This window comes from Isoptericola sp. Y581 (genome assembly GCF_059445475.1).
The window spans coordinates 129,652-152,178 of sequence record NZ_JCAIUK010000005.1; the positions used below are offsets into that span (position 1 = coordinate 129,652).

Here is a 22,527-nt window from a genome sequence, read left to right on the forward strand (position 1 = left end):
TTCTCCTCGTCGTCGGCGCGGACTCCGTCGTCCCACCGTGGGCTCGCGCCGAAGCACCGACCCGCGCCCCAGCATGACGCGCCGGAGGCGGCTCGGCACGGCCAGAGACAAAGATTTCACCGGAGCCCGCCGCGGGGCGTCACGACCGCCCGGCGGCCTCGTCGAGCGCTGCGACGAGGCGTGCGGGCGCCACCTGCCGGTAGGCGTCTGCGACGATCCCCGCCATCTCGCCCCAGTCGACGTCGCGGTCGAGCCGGACGCCGAGCCACCCGCGCACGCCCACGTACGGCGGTCGGAAGAACCGCTCCGGCTCCCTCTCCGTCTGCTCCTCGAGCACCCCCGGCGCGGCCGCGCACCAGGCGGCCAGCGGACCGCCGTGGTGGTGGTCGGAGTACATGACGAACGACCGCCCCACGAACCAGGTGGGCTCGCCGTGGCTCAGCCGCTCGGTGGCCTCGGGCAGCGCGAGGCACAGCGCGCGCACGCGCTCCAGCGGGTCGACCTCGTCGTCGGGCACACCGCGACGCTAGCCGAAGCCGACTCCCCCGGTCGACGCTCCGCCGAATTCCCTTGCATGCTCGCGGTGGGCGGGGTCGGATAACGGCATGACAGACCCCGCGAGCACCCCCGAGACGCGCCGATTCCCCGACATGTGGGTTGACCCGGAGGACGACCCGCGCGAGCAGTGGGCCGACCCGGTCGGCGAGCTGCAGACCCACTGGTCCTACCTGCGCATCTACCGCGCCACCCTCGAACTCAAGTGCGACGGCCTGGACGCGGAACAGCTCGCCCGGCGCTCCGTGCCGCCGTCGACCCTGTCCCTGCTGGGGCTGGTGCGCCACCTGACGAAGGTGGAGCACTCCTGGTTCCGCCGCGTGCTGCAGGGCCAGCCGCAGCTGCCGAAGCTCTACGTCGCCGACGGCGGCCCGGACGCGGACTTCGACCTCGCCGTCGCCGACCCCGCCGTCGTCGACGAGGCATGGGCCGCCTGGCGCCGCGAGACCGCCGCCGCGGACGCCTGGCTCGCCACCCAGACCGACGCCAACATGGGCCGCGAGGTCGAGCGCGACGGCGAGCAGGTCCCCGTCCGCGACGTCCTCGAGCACCTGGTCGAGGAGTACGCCCGCCACCTGGGCCACGCCGATCTGCTGCGCGAGTGCATCGACGGCCGCACCGGCCAGTAGCCCATCAGCGGCAGGTTGAGCCCGTCGAAACCGGTCGCTGGTTTCGACAGGCTCAACCGGCGGGGCATCACCTCGCGGGGATGCTGGCGACCTCGTCCGCCTGCTCCCGGTCGACGCGCGCGGCGCGCAGCCGGGACATGATGACGGCCCCGAACGCCACGGCCGCCGCGGCGACGGCGATGGCGATGCGCAGCACCTGGTTGGCGTCGGCGGGCACGCTCAGCATCACCACGGCGGGCGCGATGAGCAGGGACACCAGGTTCATCACCTTGATGAGCGGGTTGATCGCGGGGCCGGCGGTGTCCTTGAACGGGTCGCCCACGGTGTCGCCGATCACGGTGGCGGCGTGCGCTTCCGAGCCCTTGCCGCCGAAGGCACCGTCCTCGACGATCTTCTTCGCGTTGTCCCACGCCCCGCCGGAGTTGGCGAGGAAGACGGCCATCAGCACGCCGGCCCCGATCGCCCCGGCGAGGAAGCCGGCGAGCGGGCCGACGCCGAGGCCGAAGCCGACGGCGATCGGCGCGAACGCGGCCAGCAGGCCGGGCGTCACGAGCTCGCGCAGCGAGTCCCGGGTGCAGATGTCGACGACCTTGCCGTACTCGGGCCGCTCGTCGAACGTCATGATGCCGGGGTGCTCGCGGAACTGGCGGCGCACCTCGAAGACGATCGCCCCGGCGGCGCGGGTCACGGCATCGATCGCGAGGCCGGAGAAGAGGAACACGGTGGCCGCGCCAAGGATCACGCCCACGAGGGTGACCGGCGAGACGATCTCGAAGCTGAGCATCGCGGGCACCAGCCCCGCGCCGACCTCCTTGACCTCGCTCAGCGCCCCCGCCACGGCGTCCGCGTAGGCGCCGAAGAGCGCGGTGGCCGCGAGGACGGCCGTGGCGATCGCGATGCCCTTGGTGATGGCCTTGGTGGTGTTGCCGACCGCGTCGAGGTCGGTGAGGATCTGCGCCGCCTCGCCGTCGATCTCGCCCGACATCTCGGCGATCCCCTGGGCGTTGTCGCTCACGGGCCCGAACGTGTCCATCGCGACGATGACGCCGACGGTGGTGAGCAGCCCGCAGCCGGCGAGCGCCACGAGGAAGAGCGAGAGCCAGATCGAGCCGCCCGCGAGCAGGAAGACGCCGCAGATCGCGGCCGCGATGACGCCCGCCGTGTAGACGGCCGACTCGAAGCCCACGCCGATGCCCGACAGGACGACGGTGGCGGCGCCGGTGCGCGACGTGGCCGCGACGTGCAGCGTCGGCTTCGACGTCGTGCCCGTGAAGTAGCCGGTGATCCACAGGATGATCCCGGCGAGGACGACGCCGATCACCACGGCGAGGGACGCGACGACCCGGGGGTCGGACGTGACGTCACCGAGCTCCGCGGTGCCCGTGAGCTCGGCGAACGAGGACGGCAGGTAGAGGAAGGCCGCCACGGCGGCCAGCAGTGCGCCGACCAGGGCGGACAGGTAGAAGCCCCGGTTGATGGCCTTGAGCCCGTTCTCGCTGCCGCGCACCCGGGTGACCAGCACGCCCAGCAGCGCGACGAAGGCGCCGACGGCGGTGACGATCAGCGGGAAGACGAGGCCCTGCTCGCCCATCACGGCCTTGCCGAGGATGAGCGCCGCGACGAGCGTGACGGCGTACGACTCGAACAGGTCGGCGGCCATGCCCGCGCAGTCGCCCACGTTGTCGCCCACGTTGTCGGCGATCGTGGCGGCGTTGCGCGGGTCGTCCTCGGGGATGCCCTGCTCGACCTTGCCCACGAGGTCGGCACCGACGTCGGCCGCCTTGGTGAAGATGCCGCCACCGACACGCATGAACATGGCCAGCAGCGCGGCGCCGAAGCCGAAGCCCTCGAGCACGGCGGGCGCTTCCGTCCGGTAGACGAGCACCACGAGGGCCGCGCCCACCAGGCCCAGCCCCACCACCGACATGCCGACGACGCCGCCGGTGCGGAACGCGATCCGCGCGCCCTCGGCCCGCCCGTCCTTGCGGGTGGCGGCCGCGGCCACGCGCACGTTGGCGCGCACGGCGAGCCACATGCCCAGGTAGCCGATCGCGGCGGAGAACCCGGCGCCCACGAGGAACGCGATCGAGCGACCGACCCGCACCCCGCCGTCCCCGGGCAGCAGGAACAGCAGCGCGAACACCACGACGGCGAACAGGGCGAGGGTGCGGAACTGCCGGCTCAGGTACGCGGACGCGCCCTCCTGCACCGCGCGGCCGATCTCCTGCATCCCGGGTGTGCCGTCCGGGGCGGCGAGCACCTGCCGACGCAGGGCGGCCGCACACACCAGGGCGGCCAGCCCGATCACCCCGATCACCGCGACGATCGTGATGCTGCTGGATCCGAACGTGAGCATCCGTCCTCCTTGACGTGCTTCCTCGATCCGGCGGGGACGGCGGTGACCGCCCGTCGGTAAAGGTCCCGCCGTCGCCGTTGACGGCGGGATGTCGGGGAGTCTACCCATATGTGACGCCCGTCACGAACCGCCACCCGTTCTCGACCCAACGGTTCGCGCCCGCCGGGCGTCTGGGTGGGTGAGGACGGCACGGGAGGCGACCATGACGCGCTGGGAGGACGAGCTCGCCGAGCTCGCGCGGGCACGAGGACGTGCCCTGGTGGGGTACGCGTACGTGCTGTGCGGGGACCAACGGCTGGCGGAGGACCTGGTCCAGGACGCCCTGGTCAAGGTGTTCGCGCGGCTGCGGCGGGGCACGGGCGAGCGGACCGGCGGCGCGCCGGGCGGGTCGGACGTGCACCCGCTCGAAGGCGGCGGGACGAGCGAGGCGTACGTGCGGCGGGCGATCCTCACGCTCTTCCTCGACGAGCATCGGCGGAAGAAGCGCTGGGCGTCGGCCCGGCACCTGGTGGCGACGGACGACCGGGTCCGCGGTGCGGCGTCCGGGGCGACGGCGCGCGCCGACGTCGCCGCGGCGCTCGGGCGGCTCGCGCCGCGCGAGCGGGCGTGCGTCGTCCTGCGCTACCTCGAGGACCTCACCGTGCCGCAGGTGGCCGAGGCCCTCGGCCTCGCGCAGGGCACGGTCAAGCGCTACCTGGCCGACGCCACCGCGACCCTGCGGGACGTGCTGCGGGTCCCGGACGACGGGATCGTCGGCCCTGCCCTGAGGCCGCCAGGACCGGCGAGGACGACGAGAACGACGGGCACGACGGGCACGACGGGCACGACGACGGAGCGGAGGGCCGTGCGATGACCACCGACCACGGACGCAGCCACGCGCGCGACGATTGGGCGGACTCCCGCACCGACGAGGCGCTGCGCCGCGAGCTCGACACGCTCGCGGGCGTCGGCGCCGCGGCATCGGGGCTGGAGGGCGCGCTCGGAGCGGTGCGCACCCGGGTGCGGCGGCGCCGCACCGCCAAGCAGGCGGGGATCGGCGCCACGACGCTCGTCGTCGCCGCGGGCCTCGTGCTCGGCGGCGCCGCGCTGCTGCCCGACGCCCCGCAGCCGCTGCCCGGGCCGGCGAAGTCTCCGAGCGCCACGCCGACGTCCCGCGCCGAGGCCGATCCTGACGTGGCCTTCGCTCCCGTGGAGGCCGGTCACCAGCCGGCATGGTTGGCCGGCACCGGGCTCACGTGCGGCATGGCTGCCGACGAGGTCGCACCGGCCAGCGGGGACACCTACCGCATGACCCTCGTGCCGAGCGGCACCGACCTCGGCGGCGCTTACTCGGCCTCCGGGGTCGGCGAAGGGGCGAGCACGATCTCGATCACGACGTCGACCCGAGTGGACGGGTCGGTGCCGGCGGACGCCGCTCTCCTCGGGCCCAGCCTGGTGTGGGTGCAAGACGGGCGAGTCGTCGACCTCGGCACGAACCGCTCCGAGACACCTGTCGACCTCGTGGCGGGCCCGCTCGAACGCGCCGCCACCGACTCCCCGACGACGACCTGCGCCCCGGACGGGCAGGCAGAAGGCCGCACCGCGTACCCGCACCGCCTGCCCGACGGCCGCTACCAGGTGCGCGCCTTCGGCGTGGCGTGGTCGGACGACTTCACTCGGCCCACCGTGGTGGCCTCCCCGTCGTGGGTCGACGTCGACCTCGATGCGGACGGGCTGCATGTGGTCCCCGAGGACCGAGGCGTCCTCGGCAGCGACGACTGCTCGGCCGCCGGGCTCACCGTGCCGGTCCAAGACCTGTCCGACGTGCCGGAGCCGGCGCGCAGCACGGCCTCCACGCTGCTGACGGCAGCTCTTGAGTGCAACGACGACACCCTGACCGCCATCGCCGAAGAATCCGGCCGCATCGACCTCAACTGGGGAGGGCACCCGCCCCGCGAGCACCTGGAGCTGCCCGGCGCCGAGCAGGACCAGGACGTCTACGCGATCCTTGCGCGGCTGCTGGCCGGGACGATGCCCTGCGTGATCGAGGCGGTCGGAGACGACGGTGTCGAGCGGGCGTACAGCTGGCCGCGAATGAGCGGCGACGCCTGCGAGGCGACGACCGACGACTGGCAGGACGCCGTCGACGCCGGAGCGATCACCGCGCAGGAGGCGGAGAAGGCGTCCGCGGAGTCGCGGCCCGACTACGAGGGGTGGCGGCTGACCATCGACGAGGACGGCCAGTGGATGCAGTTCGTCGACGGCTACCTCGGCCCGCCCCGCGGCGACTCCTGATCGCCCGCCCGGGCGTGGAAAGATGACCCTCATGCCCGACGTCGTTCCTGCAGCCGCCCGCGCCCACGCCGAGGACCTCGGCGCCTTCGTCACCGCCTCGCCGTCCTCGTACCACGCCGCCGCGGAGGTGGCCCGCCGCGCCGAGGCCGCCGGGTTCGTGCGGCTGGACGAGACGGCCGCGTGGGAGGTCGTGCCCGGCGGCCGGTACGTCGTCGTGCGCGACGGCTCGGCGATCGCGTTCGCGCTGCCGCCGTCGGCGGGCGCGACGACGCCGTTCACGATCCTCGGCACGCACACCGACTCGACGGGCTTCAAGCTGAAGCCGAAGCCCACCACCGGGCGCGACGGCTGGGTGCAGGCCGGCGTCGAGGTGTACGGGGGGCCGCTGCTCAACTCGTGGCTGGACCGCGAGGTGGAGCTCGCCGGGCGCGTGGTCACGGCCGACGGCTCGGGCTCGACGATCGAGCACCTGGTGCGCACCGGCCCGTTCGCACGCATCCCGCAGCTCGCGATCCACCTGGACCGGTCGGCCAACGAGGGCCTGACGCTCGACAAGCAGCGGCACACCCAGCCCGTCGTGGGGCTCGGCGACGTCTCGCAGGCCGACGTGCTCGCCGAGCTCGCCGCCACGGCGGACGACGGCGCGGGCGTCGACGCCGCGGACGTCCTGGGCTACGACGTCGTGCTGGCCGAGACGCAGCCGCCGCGGGCGTTCGGTATCGGCCAGGCGCTGTGGGCGTCGCCGCGGCTGGACAACCAGCTCTCGACGCACGCCGCGATCACCGCGCTGCTGGGCGTCGCGCCCGAGGACCTCACCGGCATCGGCGTGGTCGCGGCGTTCGACCACGAGGAGATCGGCTCGGGCTCGCGCTCGGGCGCGGCCGGCCCGTTCCTGGAGGACGTGCTGCGGCGCGTCTCGGCCGGGCTCGGTGCCACCGAGGACGAGCGGGCGCGCGCGTTCGCCGCGTCGCTGTGCGTGTCGTCCGACGTCGGGCACGCCGTGCACCCCAACTACCCGGAGCGGCACGACCCGGCCAACCACCCGCACGCGGGCGGCGGGCCGATCCTCAAGATCAACGCGAACCAGCGCTACGCCACGGACGCGCACGGCGCCGCCCGCTGGCAGGCCGCGTGCGCGGCCGCCGGGGTGCCGAGCCAGGAGTTCGTCTCGAACAACACCGTGCCCTGCGGCTCCACCACCGGCCCGATCACCGCCACGCGCCTCGGCATCCGTGTGGTCGACGTCGGCGCGGCCATCCTGTCGATGCACTCGGCGCGCGAGCTCACCGCCGTCGTCGACCCCTGGTACCTGTCGCGGGCGATGGGCGCCGTGCTCGCCGGCTGAGCGCCGCGGGATCGTCGACCAGCGGACGTCGTGCTCAGCGCAGGCCGAGCTTGCGGGTGCAGTGCGGCCACTGACCCCAGCCGGCGCGGTCCTGCAGGATCTGCGCCCGCTTGGTCTGCTCCGCGCTGCTGTGGCGGTGCGGCAGACCCTTGCCGCCGACGGAGCGCCACGTGCGGCCGCTGAACTGGTACAGGCCGTAGAACCCGTTGCCGCTGTTGGTGCGCGGGTTACCGCCGGACTCGCACCGGGCGAGCTTGCCCCACACGTTGCGCTGGGTGATCCGGTTCGTCGAGATCCAGCCGGTCTTGCCGCCGGACACGCGCACCTTGACCCGGTTGACGTCGCGGCCCGTGGTCCGGGCCAGCACCGTGAGCTTGGTGCCCAGGTGGACCCGCTTGACCACCTTCGACCCCGAGCTGATGTCCTTGGTCATCGCGACACGCTTGGTCGAGTAGCGGGTGCCGGAGACGTCCTTCAGCTTGACGGCCGTCACTGCCTTCTTGGAGACCCACCCGACCTTGCCGCCGGCGGCGCGCACCTTGAGCCGGTACGTGCCGCGGTCGAGGACGCGCAGCCTGGTGCCGTCGTCGGGCCGGGAGACCGTGCGGGACTTGCTCGACTGCGTCTTGGTCAGGGGCGCCTTGTTCCACTTGACCCAGCGGACGCCGCCGCCCGCGCTCGCGGTGCGGACCGAGGAGGTGACGGCGGTCGAGGTCGAGGCGGCCACATGGGCGGGGGTCGCCGACGCCGCTGCGGCGGGCACCACCATGGCGGAGGTGACGAGCGCGCCGGCGACTGCGGCCACGAGGGAACGACGGGCGGTGGTTCGAGGCATGCGTACCAGGGAACGATGTCACGAACGGATAACAAAGCCGGATCGGGAACGCTCACACATTCTTCACGGAAACGGGGTGTCATTCCCGCTCAAAAACCGATAGCGCACCCGTTCTGCGCAGATATCCCATCGGCGGACATGCCCGACGTGTACCCCGCTCTGGAGGTGCCCCGCGCGGTGCGAGACTGTCGCCCGTGCCCGCCGACCCCGCCACCGCGCCCGAGCAGCACCCGCTGCTGGACGTGCTGACCGCGCACGGGGCGCGGGCGGACCGGCTCACCCACGTGCGCACGTTCCCGGCGCGCGCCGGCGTCACCGCGGACTGGCCCGACTGGGCGGACCCGGCCCTCGTGGCCGGCTACCGCGAGCTCGGGGTGGAGCGGCCGTGGGCCCACCAGGTCGAGGCCGCCGAGGCGGCGTGGCGGGGGCGGCACGTGGCCCTGGCGACGTCGACAGGCTCCGGCAAGTCGCTCGCGTTCTGGCTCCCGGCCCTCACCGCCGTGCGCCGGGAGGCGCCCGCCACGGTGCTCTACCTGTCCCCCACCAAGGCGCTCGCCGCGGACCAGCTCGCGGGCCTCGAGCGGCTGGTCGCCACGATGCCGCGCGATGCCGGCCCGGCCGGCGGCCCCGCACCGGCGCTGCCACGCGTCGCGACGTGCGACGGCGACACCCCGAACGACGAGCGTCGCTGGGTGGCCGAGCACGCCGACGTCGTGCTCACCAACCCTGACTTCCTGCACTTCTCGATGCTGCCCGGCCACCGTCGCTGGGCGCGGCTGCTGCGCGGGCTGCGCTACGTCGTCGTCGACGAGGGGCACGCGTACCGGGGCGTGTTCGGCGCCCACGTGTCACTGGTGCTCCGGCGGCTCGCCCGGCTCGCTGCCCACTACCGCCCGCCGTCAGACGCACGGTTCGCCCCGGCGGGCCCCGGGTCTGACAAGTCGCTCGTGTTCGTGGTGGCCAGCGCGACGACGGCCGAGCCGGCCGTGAGCACGGCGCGGCTCGTGGGCACGACGCCCGACGACGTGCTCGCGGTCACCGCGGACACGTCCCCCGCGGGGCGGCGCACGTTCGCGCTGTGGCAGCCGCCGGAGGTCGCGGGGTTCGAGCGCTCGCGCGCCGCGCAGGGCGAGGCGCCGCCGCGCGACGACCCGTGGGCGCTGCCCGACCCGCTCGACCCCACCCACACCGAGCAGGAGGCCGAGCCCGTGCTCACGACGCGCGGCGCCGCGGAGCACCCCCGCAGGTCCGCGACGGCCGAGACCGCGGACCTGCTCGCCGACCTCACGGCGCACGGCGCCCGGACGCTCGCGTTCACCCGGTCGCGACGCGGTGCCGAGTCGGTGGCGCAGCAGGCACGCGACCACCTGCGCCCGGTGGCGACCGAACTCAGCGAGCGCGTGGCCAGCTACCGCGGCGGTTACCTGCCCGAGGAGCGTCGTGAGCTGGAGCAGGCGCTGCGCACCGGGGAGCTGCGCGGGCTGGCCACCACCAACGCGCTCGAGCTGGGCGTCGACATCTCCGGGCTCGACGCCGTGCTCGTCGCCGGCTGGCCGGGCACCCGCGTGTCCCTGTGGCAGCAGGCGGGGCGCGCCGGCCGCGCCGGGGCGGACGGGCTCGTCGCGTTCGTCGCCCGCGAGGACCCGCTGGACACGTACCTCGTGACGCACCCAGAGGCGGTGTTCGACGCCGGCCTGGAGGCCACCGTCTTCGACCCCGCGAACCCGCACGTGCTGGCGCCCCAGCTCTGCGCGGCGGCGCAGGAGGTGCCGCTGCGCGGCGACGACCTCGCCGCGTTCGGCGACCCCGCCGCGGTGCGCGAGGTGCTCGGCGTGCTGGTCGAGCGCGGCGCGCTGCGCCGTCGTCCATCCGGCTGGTACTGGACGCACGCGCAGCCCGCGGCCAGCATGGCGGACCTGCGCGGCTCCGGCGGGCGGCCCGTGCGCGTGGTCGAGGCGACCACCGGCCGGCTGCTCGGCACCGTGGACGCGGGCTCGGCGGACGGGCAGGTGCACGACGGCGCGGTGTACGTGCACCAGGGGGCGACGTTCGTCGTCGACCACCTGGACCTGGCTGAGCACGTGGCGCTCGTGGTGCGGCGGGACGTGGAGCACGGCACGTGGTCGCACGAGGTCATGGAGATCGCGATCGACGACGACGCGCCCCGGCCGGTCGTCGAGCGCGAGTGGGGCCCCGTCACCTGGGGACTCGGCCAGGTCGAGGTGACGAGCCAGGTGGTGAGCTTCCAGCGGCGGCGGCTGCCCGACATGCAGGTGCTCGACACCGAGCCGCTCGACCTGCCGTCCCGCACCCTCGCCACGACGGCGGTCTGGTGGTCGGTGCCGGACTTCGTGCTGCGGGCGGCGGGAGTCTCGCCCGAGGAGGCGCCCGGCGCGCTGCACGCAGCCGAGCACGCGTCGATCGGCCTGCTGCCGCTGCTGGCGACGTGCGACAGGTGGGACCTGGGCGGCGTGTCCACCGACCTGCACCCCGACACGGGCGAGGCCACCGTCTTCGTGTACGACGCGTACCCCGGCGGGGCCGGCTTCGCCGAGCGCGGGTACGCGCTGGGCGCGCGCTGGCTGCAGGCCACCCGGGATGCCATCGCAGCATGCTCGTGCGCCGAGGGCTGCCCCGCCTGCGTGCAGTCGCCCAAGTGCGGCAGCGACAACGCGCCCCTCGACAAGTCCGCGGCCGTGCGCTTGTTGGATGCGGTACTGGCCCATGCGCCTGTGGAAACTACGATCGACGGGTGACTATCGAGATCGACCTCCCCGAACGCCGCCGTTCCCGCGAGGAGACGCGCGTCGACCCCGCCAACTCCCGTTCGTGGCTGCTCCTGAACGCGTTGCGGGACGACGTGTTCGACGACGCCCAGCTGTCCCGCGCCGACCAGGTGATCCTCGACTGCGAGGACGCCGTCGACGACAGCCGCAAGGACGAGGCCCGCGCCAAGGTGACCGAGTGGTTCGCCCGGGGCGGGCGCGCCTGGGTGCGGATCAACGAGCGCGGCTCGCGGGCGTGGGCCGACGACGTGCGCGCCCTGTGGGACACCGAGGGCCTGTGCGGCGTCATGCTCGCCAAGACCGAGGCGCCCGACCAGGTGGTCGACACGGCGCAGCGCCTCGGCGGCAGCGTGCCGGTGATCCCCCTCGTGGAGTCCGCGCTCGGCATCGAGGATGCGGTGAGCATCGCGCGAGCGCCCGGAGCCTTCCGCCTGGCGTTCGGCTCCGGCGACTACCGTCGTGACACGGGCACCGCCAACGAGTCGCTCGCGATGGCGTACCCGCGCTCCCGCCTCGTGACCGCCAGCCGCATCGGCGGGCTTCCGGGCCCGATCGACGGCCCCACCGTCGGCACCAGCCACGCGCTGCTGCGCGAGCAGTCCGCCGACGCCGTGGCGCTGGGCCTCACCGGCAAGCTCTGCCTGGACCTGGAGACCCCGGCCGTCATCAACGAGTCCTTCAGCCCGTCCGGCGCGGACGTCGCCTGGGCGCTGGACTTCCTCGCCGACTTCGAGGCCTCCGGCTCCGTCATCCGCGACGGCTCGGACAAGCCGCGCCTGGCGCGCGCCCGCAAGATCAGCGAGCGCGCCGCGCTGTTCAACGTCAACCCGACCTGACGGCGGTCCCGTGGCGGTCCTCGCCGAGTGCCGATACGTTGCGAGCGCGCATCGGCCCGTCGGAGGGGAAAGCACATGGGAGTGTTCCGAGGTTCTCGCAGACGGTCGGCCCGCGCCGTCGTCGTCGCAGCGTTCACCGGTATCGCCGTCGCGGCAAGCGGCGCGGTGCCGGCCCTCGCGGCCCAGGTGGCACCACCACCGGGCGCGGACGAGCCGGCCTACGTGTTGGGCGACGACGGCACCACCGAGCCCGTCTACTCCTACGGCGACGCGATCAAGGAGTCCGTGTGGGTCGACGCACCGGACCTCGACGGTGACGGTCAGGGCGAGCGCGTCGCCGCCGACCTGATCCGCCCGGCCGAGCTCGACGGCGAGGCCGAGGTGCCGGTGGTCATGGACGCCAGCCCGTACTACTCCTGCTGCGGGCGCGGCAACGAGAGCGAGCTCAAGACCTACGACCAGGACGGGACCATCGAGTCCTTCCCCCTGTACTACGACAACTACTTCGTGCCGCGCGGGTACGCCTTCGTCGCCGTGGACATGGCGGGAACCGGCCGCTCGACCGGTTGCACCGACCACGGCGGCCGGTCCGACATCCTGTCGGTCAAGGCGGTGGTCGACTGGCTGAACGGCCGGGGCACGGCGTCCTACGCCGACGGCACGCCGGCCGAGGCGTCCTGGAGCACGGGCGCCACCGGGATGATCGGGAAGTCGTACGACGGGACCCTGGCCAACGGGGTCGCTGCGACCGGCGTCGAGGGCCTGGAGACGATCGTGCCGATCGCCGCGATCTCGTCCTGGTACGACTACGACCGCGCGCAGGGCCTGCCGTTCTCGGACGGGTACCCCGTGTGGCTGTCGGAGTACGTGGCGGGCGACCGGCACGAGACCGTCGACTGCTCCGCACGGCTCGAGCAGATGACGGTCGACTCCGCGGACGACACCGGGGCGCACAACTCCTTCTGGGACGAGCGCGACTACCGCGCCGGCACGCTCGGCGACGCCTCGCAGGTGACGGCGTCCGTCTTCGTCATGCACGGCCTGCAGGACACCAACGTCGACACCCCGAACTTCTCGCGGTGGTGGGACGCGCTCGGTGAGAGCGGCGTGGAGCGCAAGATGTGGCTCACCCGGCTCGGCCACGTCGACGCCTTCGACTCCGACCGCGCCGCGTGGGTGGACACCCTGCACCGCTGGTTCGACCACGAGCTGTACGACATCCGCAACGGCGTCGACCGAGAGCCTGCCGTCCGGGTCGAGATCGCGCCGGGCGAGTGGGTCGAGCAGGACGACTGGCCGGCGGCGAAGCGCCCCATGAAGCTCCGCCCGAAGACCGACGGCGCCCTCACGCTCGGCGCCGGCGGTCACGGTGGCGGCCATGGCCGCGACGCCACCTGGGTCAACGACCCGACGCAGCGCTTCAGCGACGCGCTCGGGGCCGGCGACGACCCGAACCGACTGTTGTTCACCACCGGGACGCTGCGCCACGCGGTGCGGGTCTCCGGGACGCCGTCGGTCTCGACGAAGGTCACCAGCTCGGCCCCGACCGGGCAGGTCACGGTGGGGCTCGTGGACTACGGACCGGCCGAGCGGGTGCTGCCCCCGGGCGACGGGGCGGTGACCCTCGAGACCGAGTCCTGCTGGGGCGCGGCGTCCGACGTGGACGACGCGTGCTACCTCGACGTCGAGCGCCGGACCGGGACCACGGACCTTCAGGTGCTCGCCCGGGGCTGGGCACGCCTCGACGGCGCGGGGACCCATCGCCTGACGGTCGAGATGCAGGCGAACGACCTGGTCGTCCCAGCCGGTCACCAGCTCGGGCTGGTAGTCATGGGCGTGGACCGCGGCGCCACCGTCACGGTGGACCCGGCCGGCTCCGACTACGCGATCGACCTCGGCGCCACGACGCTGAACCTGCCGGTCACCGGCCCGCGGGCGAGCTTCGCCCCCGGCACGTCGCGGGTCCCCGACGCCGACGAGATCGACCCGTCGGTCGTGCCGCGCACCCGCATCGTCGTCCCCGAGTAACGACTGCCTCGCCCGCGCAGGCTCAACCAGCGGGTCTCGGCCCGGCGCGCGCCCCGGCGCTCGCGTCTCCGATCAGCCCCGCCCACGGCCCCACCTCGGGGCCGAGGGCGGCCCGCGACGCCCGCACGCCGAGCGTCCCGCCGTCCTCGGGGACGCACGCGACCACCTCGCCGCCGTTGCGGCGCACGGCCTCGGCGGCGGTGGCGCACGGGTCGTCGCCGCGGCGCCACGCGGTGGCGCCCGCGAGGGCGCCCAGGTCCGACGCGGCCTGGGCGGTGCCCCGCGCGCGCTGCGCCGAACCCAGCGCCCCCACGGCGAGCGCCAGCAGGACGACCACCGCGGCGAGCGCCAGCACCACCACGGTGCCGGCGCCCTGCTCGTGGGCGCGCCCGCGGCGACGCTCGCCGTCCCGGGAGGCGGACCGGGAGGCGGACCGGGAGGCGGACCGGGAGGCGGACCGGGAGGCGGACCGGGAGGCGGACCGGGACGCGGGCCGGGTCACGGCTCCACCCACGCCGTCGCGTCCCCGGAGGCCCGCACCGGGGCACCGGCGAACCAGCCGCCGACGACGGGCCGGCTGACCGTCACCCGCACCCAGGTGTCGTCGCGGCTGACGCTCAGCTCGGCGTCGTCGCCGCCCACCTGCGCGACGGCCTGCCGCACCGCGGCGTCGTCCTCCCCGATCGCGTAGGCGCGGGCGCCGGCGCGAGCCGCGTCCAGGGCACGCATCTGTGCCGTGGACGCGGCCGCGAGGCTGAGCACCGCGACCAGCAGGAGCACCACCACGGGTAGCCCGACCGCGAGCTCGGCCGTGACCGCACCCCGCTGCCGGTCGGGCCTGCTGCTGCGGTGCGGCGCCATCAGATCGACAACGCCGAGCTGATGATGTTCTCCAGCAGCCCACGCACGGTGTCGCTCTTGAGCACCGCGATGAGCAGGCCGGCGAACCCGACGGCCGCCACCGTCGCGACGGCGTACTCCGCGGTCGCGAGCCCGGCCTCGGGGTCGGGTCCGTCCGGCGTGGCCTCCTCGTGCGGGCCGTGGCCCGTGTCCTCGTTCGTCATGTCTCCTCCGCTTCTCGGTGACCGCCGGGACACGTCCCGGTCGGTCGTCGTGCGCCCGGCCGGTCGGCCGGGCGCCAGTACCCAGGCGTCGCCCGGGCCGTCGTGGTCCGGCGTCATCCGGACAGCAGGTCGATGCCGAGCGCGAGCAGCACGGGCACCAGCCCGACCAGCACGAACGCGGGCAGGAAGCACGCCCCGAGCGGCAGCACCAGCCGCACCGCCAGGCGGGCGGCCGCGGTGCGGGCGGCCGACCGGCGCTCCCGCACCAGCTCGTCCCCCGCCGCGCGCAGCGCCCCGGACGGGGACGCCCCGTCCGTCCACGCCCCGCGCAGCGACCGGTGCAGTGGGGCGAGGCGCGGGGGCGCGAACTGCCACGCGCCGTCCCAGTCCGCGCCCAGCCGCAGCGCCGAGGCGGCGGCTCGGAGCGCGGCGCCGTCGCCGCTGGGCCCGACGTCGCGCACCGCTGCCGGCCCGCCGTCGGACGCCGTGCCGTTCAGGGGCGATCCATTCGGCATCGCGCCGTCGAGGGCCGCTCCGGTCGCCTCGAGCGCGCGCAGCACGCCGGCCCCGGCGCGCAGGGCAGCGCCCAGCAGCTCGAGCACCACGGGGACGTCGACGCGCTCGCTCATGGGCAGGTCGAGCGCACCCGACCCGGCAGGCGGCCCGTCGGTCGTGAGCCGCGACGCGCGTCGGCGGACTGCGGCGCGCGCCGCCCACCACGGCAGCCCGGCGAGCAGCATCACCGCCGCGACCGCCCCCGCCACGGCGGCGGGGGGCGCGCCCGCCACCCCTTCCCAGGGCCCACCGCTCATGCCGGTGCCTCCCCCGCGGTGCGGGCCGCCGCGACGAGCCGACCCGTCCACACCTGACCCAGCGCCAGCAGCATCAGACCCAGCCCGACCGCCGCCGTACCGGCCCCGCCGTCGAGCGCGGTGGCGAGCGGGTCGGCTCCGAGCACCCAGCCGAGCAGCGCGCCGAGCGCCGGCAGCCACATCAGCACGCGGGCGGTGGCACGCGGCCCCGCGAGCGACGCCTCCCGCTCCGCGCGGGACTCCGCCTCGGCCACCAGCGCCCCGGACACCGCGTCCAGCGCCCCGGCCAGCGGCGCCCCCACGTCCCGCGCGAGCACGGCCGCCGCGACCACCGACCGGGCGTGGCCGGTGCCGCCCACCATCGGGGCGAGCGCGCCGACGTCCGGCACGCCGGTCGCGTCCACGGGCACGCCGAGGGCGCGCGACCACGCCGCCGCGGGCGGCGCCCCCGCACGCAGCAGCGCGACGACCTGCGCGACGGCCACCCTGACCGCCTGCGCCCCGACGGCCCCGTCCGGCGTCCAGCGGCGCAGCAACCCGGCCACCCGGAGCCGGCGCGGCGGACCACCCGCCCGCACGAGCGCGCGGGCCCGTCGGCCTCCGGGGGCCAGCACGAGCCACACCGCCACGGCCAGCCAACCCCCGGCGGCGAGTCCCGGCATCAGGGTCGCGGCGCCGGTCACGACGCCCACCGCCCCACCAGCTCGTCCCACGCCGTGTCGGGACGCGGCGCGCCGTCCGCCGCCCAGGTGGCGGCCCGACGCACGACCAGCCGGCCGTCCTGAGCCCGGTCGACCAGCCCGATCTCGGCCAGGTGGCGGCGCGCGCCGTGGCGGCGCAGGTGCAGCACGACGTCGAGGGCGGCGGCCGCCTGCGCGGCGACGGCCTCCCGCGGCATGCCTGCGAGCGCCGCGAGCGCCTCGAGCCGCGCGGGCACGTGCTCGACCGCGTTGGCGTGCACGGTGGCCATGCCGCCGTCGTGACCGGTGTTCATCGCGAGCAGCAGCTCGCGCACCTCGGCCCCGCGGCACTCGCCCACCACGATCCGGTCGGGCCGCATCCGCAGCGCGCCGCGCACCAGGTCGGTGAGCGTCACCTCGCCCACTCCCTCGACGTTGGGGCGGCGGGCCGCGAGCGGCACGACGTGCTCGTGCTGCGGTGCGAGCTCGCGCGCCTCCTCGACCACGAGCACCCGCTCCGTGGGCGGCACCAGCGACAGCAGGGCGGCGAGCAGCGTCGTCTTCCCCGTGCCGGTGCCGCCGGTGATCAGCAGGTTGGCCCGCCCGGCCACCAGGGACCGCAGCGGGGGCTCCCACTGCGGGGGCAGCCCGCCGGCGGTCACCAAGGCGTCCAGGGAGTGTGCCGCCTGGCGCAGCACCCGCAGCGCGATCACCGCCCCGGCGGGCGCGACGGGCTCGACGACGGCGTGCAGCCGGGTGCCGTCGGGCATGCGGGCGTCCACGGTGGGGGCGGCGTCATCGAGCCGCTGCCCGGCGACAGCGGCCATCCGCACGGCCAGCGCGCGCACCGCCGCGGGCGTGCCGAGGTCGAGGTCCACGCGGTGCAGCCCGTCGCCGCGGTCCACCCAGACGTCGCGGGGGCCGTTGACCAGCACGTCCGTCACGTCGGGCGCGTCCAGCAGCGCCTGTAGCGGCCCGGCGCCGGTGAGCTCGGCGCGCGCGGCGCGGGTCAGCTCGGTGAGCGCCGCCGAGCCGATGACGCGCCCGGTGGCGCGGAGCGCGTCGCGCACCGCCGAGTCGTCGAGCGCGGCGCCGGCCGCGCCCACGCGGGACCGCACGTCGTCCAGCAGCGCCCGGTCCACGAGGGCGGTCACGACGCGACCGCCAGCGCCGCGACCAGGCTGTCCACGGCCCGTCCGAGCGGCGACCGCCTCCCGACCGGCGGCCCCTCGCCACGGTCCACGGCGGCGGCCAGGCGCGGCTCCCACCGCGCGATCACCACCTGCAGCCCGAGCGCGGCCTCCAGCGCCGCGGCGTCGACGCGGCCGGGCACCGGCCGCCGGGCGACCACCCACGGGTCGCGCACCCCGACCTCGGCGAGCCCGGCGCACGCGGCGAGCGCTCCGGCCACGCCCGGCGCGGTGCAGGGGGTCACCAGGAGCGCCGCGTCCGCGGCGGCGACGAGCATCCTCGTGGCGGCGGTCCAGGCGCCGGGGCGGGGCAGGTCGAGCACCACCGTCTCGCCGCCGCGCAGCAGGCCGGTGCACACGTCCACCACCACGGCGTCGTCGGGCCGGTCCGGGCGCAACCGGGCGCCCGAGAGCACCGGCACCGAGCGCCATCGCGGCAGCGCGGCGAGCAACCCGACGCCGTCGACGTCGCCCCGGGCGGCCGCGAGCTCGGGCCAGCGAGCGCCGGCCTCGTCCTCGATGCCGAGCAGGACGTCGGCGCCCGGCCCGGGCAGGTCGAGGTCGACGAGCACCGCGCCCTCGCCCGAGCGCCGCAGCCCGTGCGCGAGCACCGCCGCGAGGGTGCTGACGCCGGCCCCGCCACAGGCGCCGACGACGGCGATGGTGCGGCTGGCGTTCCCCGGCGGCCAGGCCTGCCGGGCGGGGAGCCACGGGGCCCGATCGTCCGTCGGGCTGCCGCGATCGGGCGCCGCCGGGCGGCGCAGCGTGCTGGTTGCCTCGTCCATGCGCCCAGGCTGGCGCGCCCTGCGGTCGTGGCGGCGCGTCGCGCCGAGATCTGTGGACGGAGCACGCCTGGGGGCGGGCTCCCGGCCGCGTCAGCGCGCCGGTGCGACCTCCGTCCCGACGGCCACCTGCCGTGCCCGGTCACGCTCCGCACGCAGCGCGGGCAGGAAGCAGAGCACGCCGAGCACGCTGAACCCGCCGCCGAGCATCATCGCGAGCGGGGTCGACGCCGTCTGCGCGATCCAGCCGAGCGTCGGTGACGCGATCGCGAACGACGCGAACCCCGCCATCGACGCCATGGACAGGACGGTCGACCTGTTGTCACGCACCGCCTCGCGGTGCAGCAGCGCGTTGAACCCGGGTCCGGAGCTGCCGTGCAGCCCGTAGGTGACCAGGTACGCGACGATCAGCATGACCGGGCCGCCGGCCAGGCCCATCCACACGGCCCCGAGCCCGTTGAGGACGCGCGCCGCCATGGCCGTGCGGGCCACGCCGAACCGGCGCGACGCGACGCCGCACAGCGCCGCCCCGAGCGCGAAGGCGCCCCACCCGACGGACGCGACGGGCCCCATGATCGCGCCGGCCTGTGCCTCGCCACCGAGCAGCTCCGCGAGGCGCACGGGCTGCAGCGACTCGAACACGACCATCGCCGCGGACGCGAAGATCTCCACGAGCAGCAGCCCGCGCAGCACGCGGTTGTCGCGGGCGAGCCGCAGCCCGGACGCGATGCTCGCCGGCGCCTGCCGCGCGGCGTCGGCGGTGGTGCGCAGCGCCGTCGCCCACCGGCGTCGACCCCGGGTCCCGACAGGCTCACCGGGCGATGCCTCGGCGTCCACCGGGACGCGCCGCGGCGTCTCGCGCACGAGCAGCGTGACCATCACCAGGTGCGCGACCGCGAGCACCGCGTACACGGCATAGGGCAGCGCGAGCGCCGACCACGCGGTCAGCGGGTGCCACCAGACCAGCCCGCCGGAGACGAGGGCGCCGAGCGCGATCGACACACCCAGCACCGTGCCCTGGTGCGCGAGCGTGCGGTCGACGTCCGCACCCGGGTGCTCGGCGTGCACCGCGTCCACGAACCACGACTCGAGCGGCCCGGAGTCCAGCGCGCGGAACAGGCCCATCAGCGCGGCAGCGGCGGCGAACGCCCAGATCGACTGCGCGATGAGGAACGTACCGGCCGCCAGTACCTGTGCCGCGGCGGCGGCGATCAGCATCGGCCGACGTCCGACGGCGTCGGCCGTGCCACCCGTGGGCAGCTCGAGCGCGAAGACGACGAACCCGGTGACCGAGGCGAGGGTGAGCGTCTGCCCCACGGTGAGGCCCCGTTCGAGGGGCAGCAGCGTGGTCACGGAGATGACCAGGCCCACCGGGAACCAACGGGTGGCCGTGAGCAGGAGGAAGACGCGCTGCGGGCTCACGCGGGGTCGCCTTCCTGCGCGGGACCGCCGGTCGCCTCGTCGCCGGGCGCGGGGAGGTCCTCGGGCCCAGGGATGTCGTCGGCGTCGAGCGGGAAGGTGAACCGCCACTGGTGCAGGCGGCGGGCGCGCGGGTCGCCGGTACCAGCGCGCAGGTAGCGGTTGGCCACTGCCTCGAACTCGTCCTGCATGGCCCGGGCCTGCTCGGGCGTCACCTCGAGCCAGGTGTCGGTCATCCCCGAGACGTGCTGCCACTCGGCCGGCCACTCGTCGGCGACGTCGAGCCAGTGGCTGTAGTTCGTGTCGAACTGCCGGTGGTAGTCGCGCACCAGCCAGCCGAGCGCCGTCTGCGCGTCCTCGTCGCCGCGAAAGTCGGACTTCCGCCAGCCGTGGCTCTGGGTCGCCGCCTCCCAGATGCGCTCCTTGCCCCGCCCGTCCCCGGTGTCGGCCACGAGGCCGACGGACTCCATCTTGCGCAGGTGGTAGCTGGTGGCGCCCGTGTTCGTGGACAGCTTGGTCGCCAGGGCGGTCGCGGTCGCCGGCCCACCGCGGCGCAGTGCGCTGAGCAGCCGGGAGCGCAGCGGGTGCGCCAGCACTTTCGCCGCCTCGGCGGTGAGCTCGAGGTGGGTGTACGGGCGGTCCGGGGTCGGGTCCATGCGTGCACAGTAGCTCTGCACGACTCTTGTGCACAAGAGTTGTGCATGAGACTGGATGAGCCGGGCGGGCTGGCCCGGATAGGCTCGGGCCCGTGACCGACCAGCGACCGGACCCCCGCAGGGCGGCTCCGGCGACGACGCGACGCGGACGGGCGCGCGTGGCCGCGTTCTTCGACCTGGACAAGACGATCATCGCGACCAGCTCGTCGGCCGCGTTCTCGAAGCCGTTCTACGCCGGCGGCCTCATCACCCGCGGCGACGTGCTGCGCAGCGCGTACGCACACCTGCTCTTCTACGCCGGCAACGCCGACGCCGACCAGACGGAGCGGATGCGCAAGCACCTCAGCGAGCTCGCCACCGGCTGGGAGGTGAGCAAGGTGCAGCAGATCGTCGCCGAGACGGTGCACGACCTCATCGACCCGTACGTCTACGCCGAGGCCGTGGACCTCATCGCCGAGCACCACGAGCTCGGGCACGACGTCGTCATCGTGTCCGCCTCGGGCGCCGAGCTCGTGGAGCCCATCGCCACCGTGCTCGGCGCCGACCACGTGATCGCCACCCGGATGGCGGTCGAGGACGGCCGGTACACCGGCGAGATCGACTTCTACGCCTACGGCGAGCAGAAGGCGGAGGCCGTGCTGGAGCTCGCCGCCACGCGCGGGTACGACCTCGAGCGCAGCTACGCCTACTCCGACTCCGTCACCGACGCCCCGATGCTGGGCGCCGTCGGTCACGCGTTCGCCGTCAACCCCGACAAGACGCTGCGGCGCGCGGCCGCCGAGAACGGGTGGGGCGTGCTCACGTTCTCCCGGCCCGTGGCGCTGCGCTCGGCGCTGCGCCCGCCCACGGTCGCGCTCGCCGCCGGCGGCGTCGCCGCGGCGGGCTTCGCCGCCTGGCTGCTGCGGCGCTGGTGGGTACGCCGCCAAGGCTGACCATCGCTCAAGCGGTGCAGGGTGATCGGCTTGCCGTGGCGACGGACCCTGTCGACTGGTCGCTACCGGACGCGGCGTGCGCTCGCATATTCAGGAGCGAGACTCATCGAACTCCCTCCAGCCGGGTTCGTCATCGCCAAGATGTCCATGAGCTGATCGGCCTCGGCATCCGAACGCCCCGGCAGGGTCAGCAGGTCTGCCACGACGAGCGACGGCGGTACCACACCGTTCCCACTTCGGGGAAGGATCCCGCTGCCTTGGGGCTCGGCAACGAGGATGTTCGCCGACGTCGGGGCGGCGTCAGACCCAGGTTTCGTGCGAGCTCTCTGGGTCTGGCGCATAGATCCCGTCGTGTCCGCATCGCTAAAACCTTCGTCGGCCAGCTGCTCGCGCAGCGCCGGGCCGATGTAGTCAGACACGAAGAGCACCGGCAGCTCGCTACGCCGGCCGGCGCACTTCCCCTTGCGCCCACGCCCCTTCGGACGTTCCATGAAGAGAGACAGCCGGACGCGGGACCCACGCACAGGAAGTCCACGGTTGAGGACCCACTCGGTGGGAATGGACCCACCCAGTGATCGGATCAAGCGCCTGATACCCGCGTCCGGACTGGCGAGCACGGCGCTCGGTCGACACGTCTCCTGGGCGCCGTCTTCGTGCCCGCTCGTTCCTCAGTTCTCGCGCCACTCCCGGGCGAGGATGCCGTACGTGTAGCCGTCGATCCAGCCCAGCTCGGCGTGCCACGAGTCTTCGACACCGTGCTGCTCGCGCCGCATGCCGAGCTTCTCCAAGACGCGCCACGACGCCTCGTTGGCCGCGAAGCAGCCCGCGGTGACGCGGTGCAACTTCAGGTCGTTGAACGCGACCTCGAGCAGCGCGCCCGCGATGGCGGTCGCGAACCCGCGCCCCGCGTACGCCGGGTCGATCAGGTAGCCGAGCGAGCCCTCGGCGTCGCGCCAGTCGTCGCCGTGCGACTGCCCCATCCCGTCGTGCACGGACAGTCTCGCGGTGCCGACGACGGCGCCGTCCAGGTCGGCGACGACGGAATGCTCGCGCGGGTCGTCCAGGTCGCGGCGCCACCTGTCCCGGAGGCCGTCGGCGTCCACCGCGGTGCGCAGGATCCAGCGCGTCTCCTCGGGCAGGTTGCGCCACGCCAGCACGCGGTCGAGGTCCCGGCTCGTCGGCTGTCGCAGGCGCAGGAGTCCCGCCTCGCGCGGCCAGGTCACATACGGAGTGGTCATGGTGGAGGTCTACCAGCACGCGTCGTGACACCCCAAACGCTGGTTGAGCCTGTCGAAACCCACTGCCCGGCGAGGCTGTTCACCCTCGGTAGCCCCCCCTCAGTACCGGC

At 74.9% G+C, this 22,527-nt stretch carries 22 protein-coding genes; 8 read left to right on the forward strand and 14 right to left on the reverse strand.

All coding sequences use genetic code 11. The annotated features are described in order from the left end of the window. Positions 1–139: 139 nt before the first annotated feature. The gene (locus AC1C2W_RS11060) at positions 140–517 is read right to left on the reverse strand and encodes an MmcQ/YjbR family DNA-binding protein (protein ID WP_495388910.1); all 378 of its coding nucleotides are present in this window, start codon (positions 515–517) and stop codon (positions 140–142) included. Between the two features lie 88 nt (positions 518–605). Between AC1C2W_RS11060 and AC1C2W_RS11065 the strand changes: the two genes are divergently transcribed. Further along, the gene (locus AC1C2W_RS11065; RefSeq protein ID WP_495388911.1) at positions 606–1,184 is read left to right on the forward strand and encodes a DinB family protein; all 579 of its coding nucleotides are present in this window, start codon (positions 606–608) and stop codon (positions 1,182–1,184) included. Between the two features lie 67 nt (positions 1,185–1,251). On the opposite strand, the gene AC1C2W_RS11070 is transcribed toward AC1C2W_RS11065, so the two are convergent. Next, positions 1,252–3,540: a sodium-translocating pyrophosphatase gene (locus AC1C2W_RS11070; protein ID WP_495388912.1), complete on the reverse strand. Its 2,289-nt coding sequence runs from the start codon at positions 3,538–3,540 to the stop codon at positions 1,252–1,254. 202 nt (positions 3,541–3,742) lie between these two features. Between AC1C2W_RS11070 and AC1C2W_RS11075 the strand changes: the two genes are divergently transcribed. The 3 genes from AC1C2W_RS11075 to AC1C2W_RS11085 are packed head-to-tail and all read left to right on the forward strand — an operon-like array spanning position 3,743 to position 7,159. Beyond that, positions 3,743–4,393 (forward strand): sigma-70 family RNA polymerase sigma factor, encoded by a 651-nt coding sequence (locus AC1C2W_RS11075; RefSeq protein WP_495413121.1) that lies wholly within the window; start codon positions 3,743–3,745, stop codon positions 4,391–4,393. Further along, positions 4,390–5,814 carry a hypothetical protein gene (locus AC1C2W_RS11080; RefSeq protein ID WP_495413122.1) on the forward strand — a complete coding sequence of 475 codons (1,425 nt, stop codon included), beginning with the start codon at positions 4,390–4,392 and terminating at the stop codon, positions 5,812–5,814. Before AC1C2W_RS11075 ends, AC1C2W_RS11080 begins: the two co-directional genes overlap by 4 nt. A 31-nt stretch (positions 5,815–5,845) precedes the next feature. Then, positions 5,846–7,159 (forward strand): M18 family aminopeptidase, encoded by a 1,314-nt coding sequence (locus AC1C2W_RS11085; RefSeq protein ID WP_495413123.1) that lies wholly within the window; start codon positions 5,846–5,848, stop codon positions 7,157–7,159. A 34-nt stretch (positions 7,160–7,193) separates the two neighbouring features. Here the strand turns inward: AC1C2W_RS11085 and AC1C2W_RS11090 are convergent, their stop codons facing one another. After that, positions 7,194–7,994: a transglycosylase family protein gene (locus tag AC1C2W_RS11090; protein WP_495388916.1), complete on the reverse strand. Its 801-nt coding sequence runs from the start codon at positions 7,992–7,994 to the stop codon at positions 7,194–7,196. Between the two features lie 194 nt (positions 7,995–8,188). Here AC1C2W_RS11090 and AC1C2W_RS11095 point away from each other — a divergent pair, with 194 nt between their 5' ends. The 3 genes from AC1C2W_RS11095 to AC1C2W_RS11105 all read left to right on the forward strand — a co-directional run bounded on the left by AC1C2W_RS11095 (position 8,189) and on the right by AC1C2W_RS11105 (position 13,644). After that, positions 8,189–10,750, forward strand: a complete 2,562-nt coding sequence (locus AC1C2W_RS11095) for a DEAD/DEAH box helicase (protein ID WP_495413124.1) — start codon at positions 8,189–8,191, stop codon at positions 10,748–10,750. Next, on the forward strand, positions 10,747–11,616 hold the full coding sequence (locus AC1C2W_RS11100; protein WP_495388918.1) for an HpcH/HpaI aldolase/citrate lyase family protein: 870 nt from the start codon (positions 10,747–10,749) through the stop codon (positions 11,614–11,616). Before AC1C2W_RS11095 ends, AC1C2W_RS11100 begins: the two co-directional genes overlap by 4 nt. A gap of 75 nt (positions 11,617–11,691) precedes the next feature. Then, positions 11,692–13,644, forward strand: a complete 1,953-nt coding sequence (locus tag AC1C2W_RS11105) for a CocE/NonD family hydrolase (protein ID WP_495413125.1) — start codon at positions 11,692–11,694, stop codon at positions 13,642–13,644. A gap of 22 nt (positions 13,645–13,666) precedes the next feature. Here AC1C2W_RS11105 and AC1C2W_RS11110 read toward each other — a convergent pair whose 3' ends face one another. From AC1C2W_RS11110 to AC1C2W_RS11150, 9 genes are all read right to left on the reverse strand, one after another. Then, positions 13,667–14,146 carry an Rv3654c family TadE-like protein gene (locus tag AC1C2W_RS11110; protein WP_495413126.1) on the reverse strand — a complete coding sequence of 160 codons (480 nt, stop codon included), beginning with the start codon at positions 14,144–14,146 and terminating at the stop codon, positions 13,667–13,669. Beyond that, on the reverse strand, positions 14,143–14,505 hold the full coding sequence (locus AC1C2W_RS11115) for a TadE family type IV pilus minor pilin (RefSeq protein WP_495388921.1): 363 nt from the start codon (positions 14,503–14,505) through the stop codon (positions 14,143–14,145). The genes AC1C2W_RS11110 and AC1C2W_RS11115 overlap by 4 nt, the downstream gene beginning before the upstream one ends. Next, complete coding sequence (locus AC1C2W_RS11120; protein WP_495388922.1) at positions 14,505–14,708, reverse strand: DUF4244 domain-containing protein; 204 nt, start codon at positions 14,706–14,708, stop codon at positions 14,505–14,507. The genes AC1C2W_RS11115 and AC1C2W_RS11120 overlap by 1 nt, the downstream gene beginning before the upstream one ends. 113 nt (positions 14,709–14,821) lie before the next feature. Next, positions 14,822–15,520 (reverse strand): type II secretion system F family protein, encoded by a 699-nt coding sequence (locus AC1C2W_RS11125; protein ID WP_495413127.1) that lies wholly within the window; start codon positions 15,518–15,520, stop codon positions 14,822–14,824. Next, the gene (locus tag AC1C2W_RS11130) at positions 15,517–16,212 is read right to left on the reverse strand and encodes a type II secretion system F family protein (protein WP_495388924.1); all 696 of its coding nucleotides are present in this window, start codon (positions 16,210–16,212) and stop codon (positions 15,517–15,519) included. The genes AC1C2W_RS11125 and AC1C2W_RS11130 overlap by 4 nt, the downstream gene beginning before the upstream one ends. Next, on the reverse strand, positions 16,200–17,354 hold the full coding sequence (locus tag AC1C2W_RS11135) for a TadA family conjugal transfer-associated ATPase (RefSeq protein WP_495413128.1): 1,155 nt from the start codon (positions 17,352–17,354) through the stop codon (positions 16,200–16,202). The genes AC1C2W_RS11130 and AC1C2W_RS11135 overlap by 13 nt, the downstream gene beginning before the upstream one ends. Next, the gene (locus AC1C2W_RS11140) at positions 17,351–18,175 is read right to left on the reverse strand and encodes a P-loop NTPase (RefSeq protein WP_495413129.1); all 825 of its coding nucleotides are present in this window, start codon (positions 18,173–18,175) and stop codon (positions 17,351–17,353) included. The genes AC1C2W_RS11135 and AC1C2W_RS11140 overlap by 4 nt, the downstream gene beginning before the upstream one ends. A gap of 90 nt (positions 18,176–18,265) precedes the next feature. Beyond that, positions 18,266–19,594, reverse strand: coding sequence for an MFS transporter (locus AC1C2W_RS11145; RefSeq protein WP_495388927.1), 1,329 nt, complete (start codon positions 19,592–19,594; stop codon positions 18,266–18,268). Beyond that, positions 19,591–20,247 carry a winged helix-turn-helix domain-containing protein gene (locus tag AC1C2W_RS11150; RefSeq protein ID WP_495413130.1) on the reverse strand — a complete coding sequence of 219 codons (657 nt, stop codon included), beginning with the start codon at positions 20,245–20,247 and terminating at the stop codon, positions 19,591–19,593. The genes AC1C2W_RS11145 and AC1C2W_RS11150 overlap by 4 nt, the downstream gene beginning before the upstream one ends. 92 nt (positions 20,248–20,339) lie before the next feature. Between AC1C2W_RS11150 and AC1C2W_RS11155 the strand changes: the two genes are divergently transcribed. Then, a complete protein-coding gene (locus tag AC1C2W_RS11155) occupies positions 20,340–21,179 on the forward strand; it encodes an HAD family hydrolase (RefSeq protein WP_495413131.1) in 840 nt (279 codons plus the stop codon). A gap of 62 nt (positions 21,180–21,241) precedes the next feature. Here the strand turns inward: AC1C2W_RS11155 and AC1C2W_RS11160 are convergent, their stop codons facing one another. Next, a complete protein-coding gene (locus tag AC1C2W_RS11160) occupies positions 21,242–21,598 on the reverse strand; it encodes a hypothetical protein (RefSeq protein WP_495413132.1) in 357 nt (118 codons plus the stop codon). Positions 21,599–21,847: 249 nt separating this feature from the next. After that, complete coding sequence (locus AC1C2W_RS11165; RefSeq protein WP_495388932.1) at positions 21,848–22,417, reverse strand: GNAT family N-acetyltransferase; 570 nt, start codon at positions 22,415–22,417, stop codon at positions 21,848–21,850. Positions 22,418–22,527 lie beyond the last annotated feature (110 nt).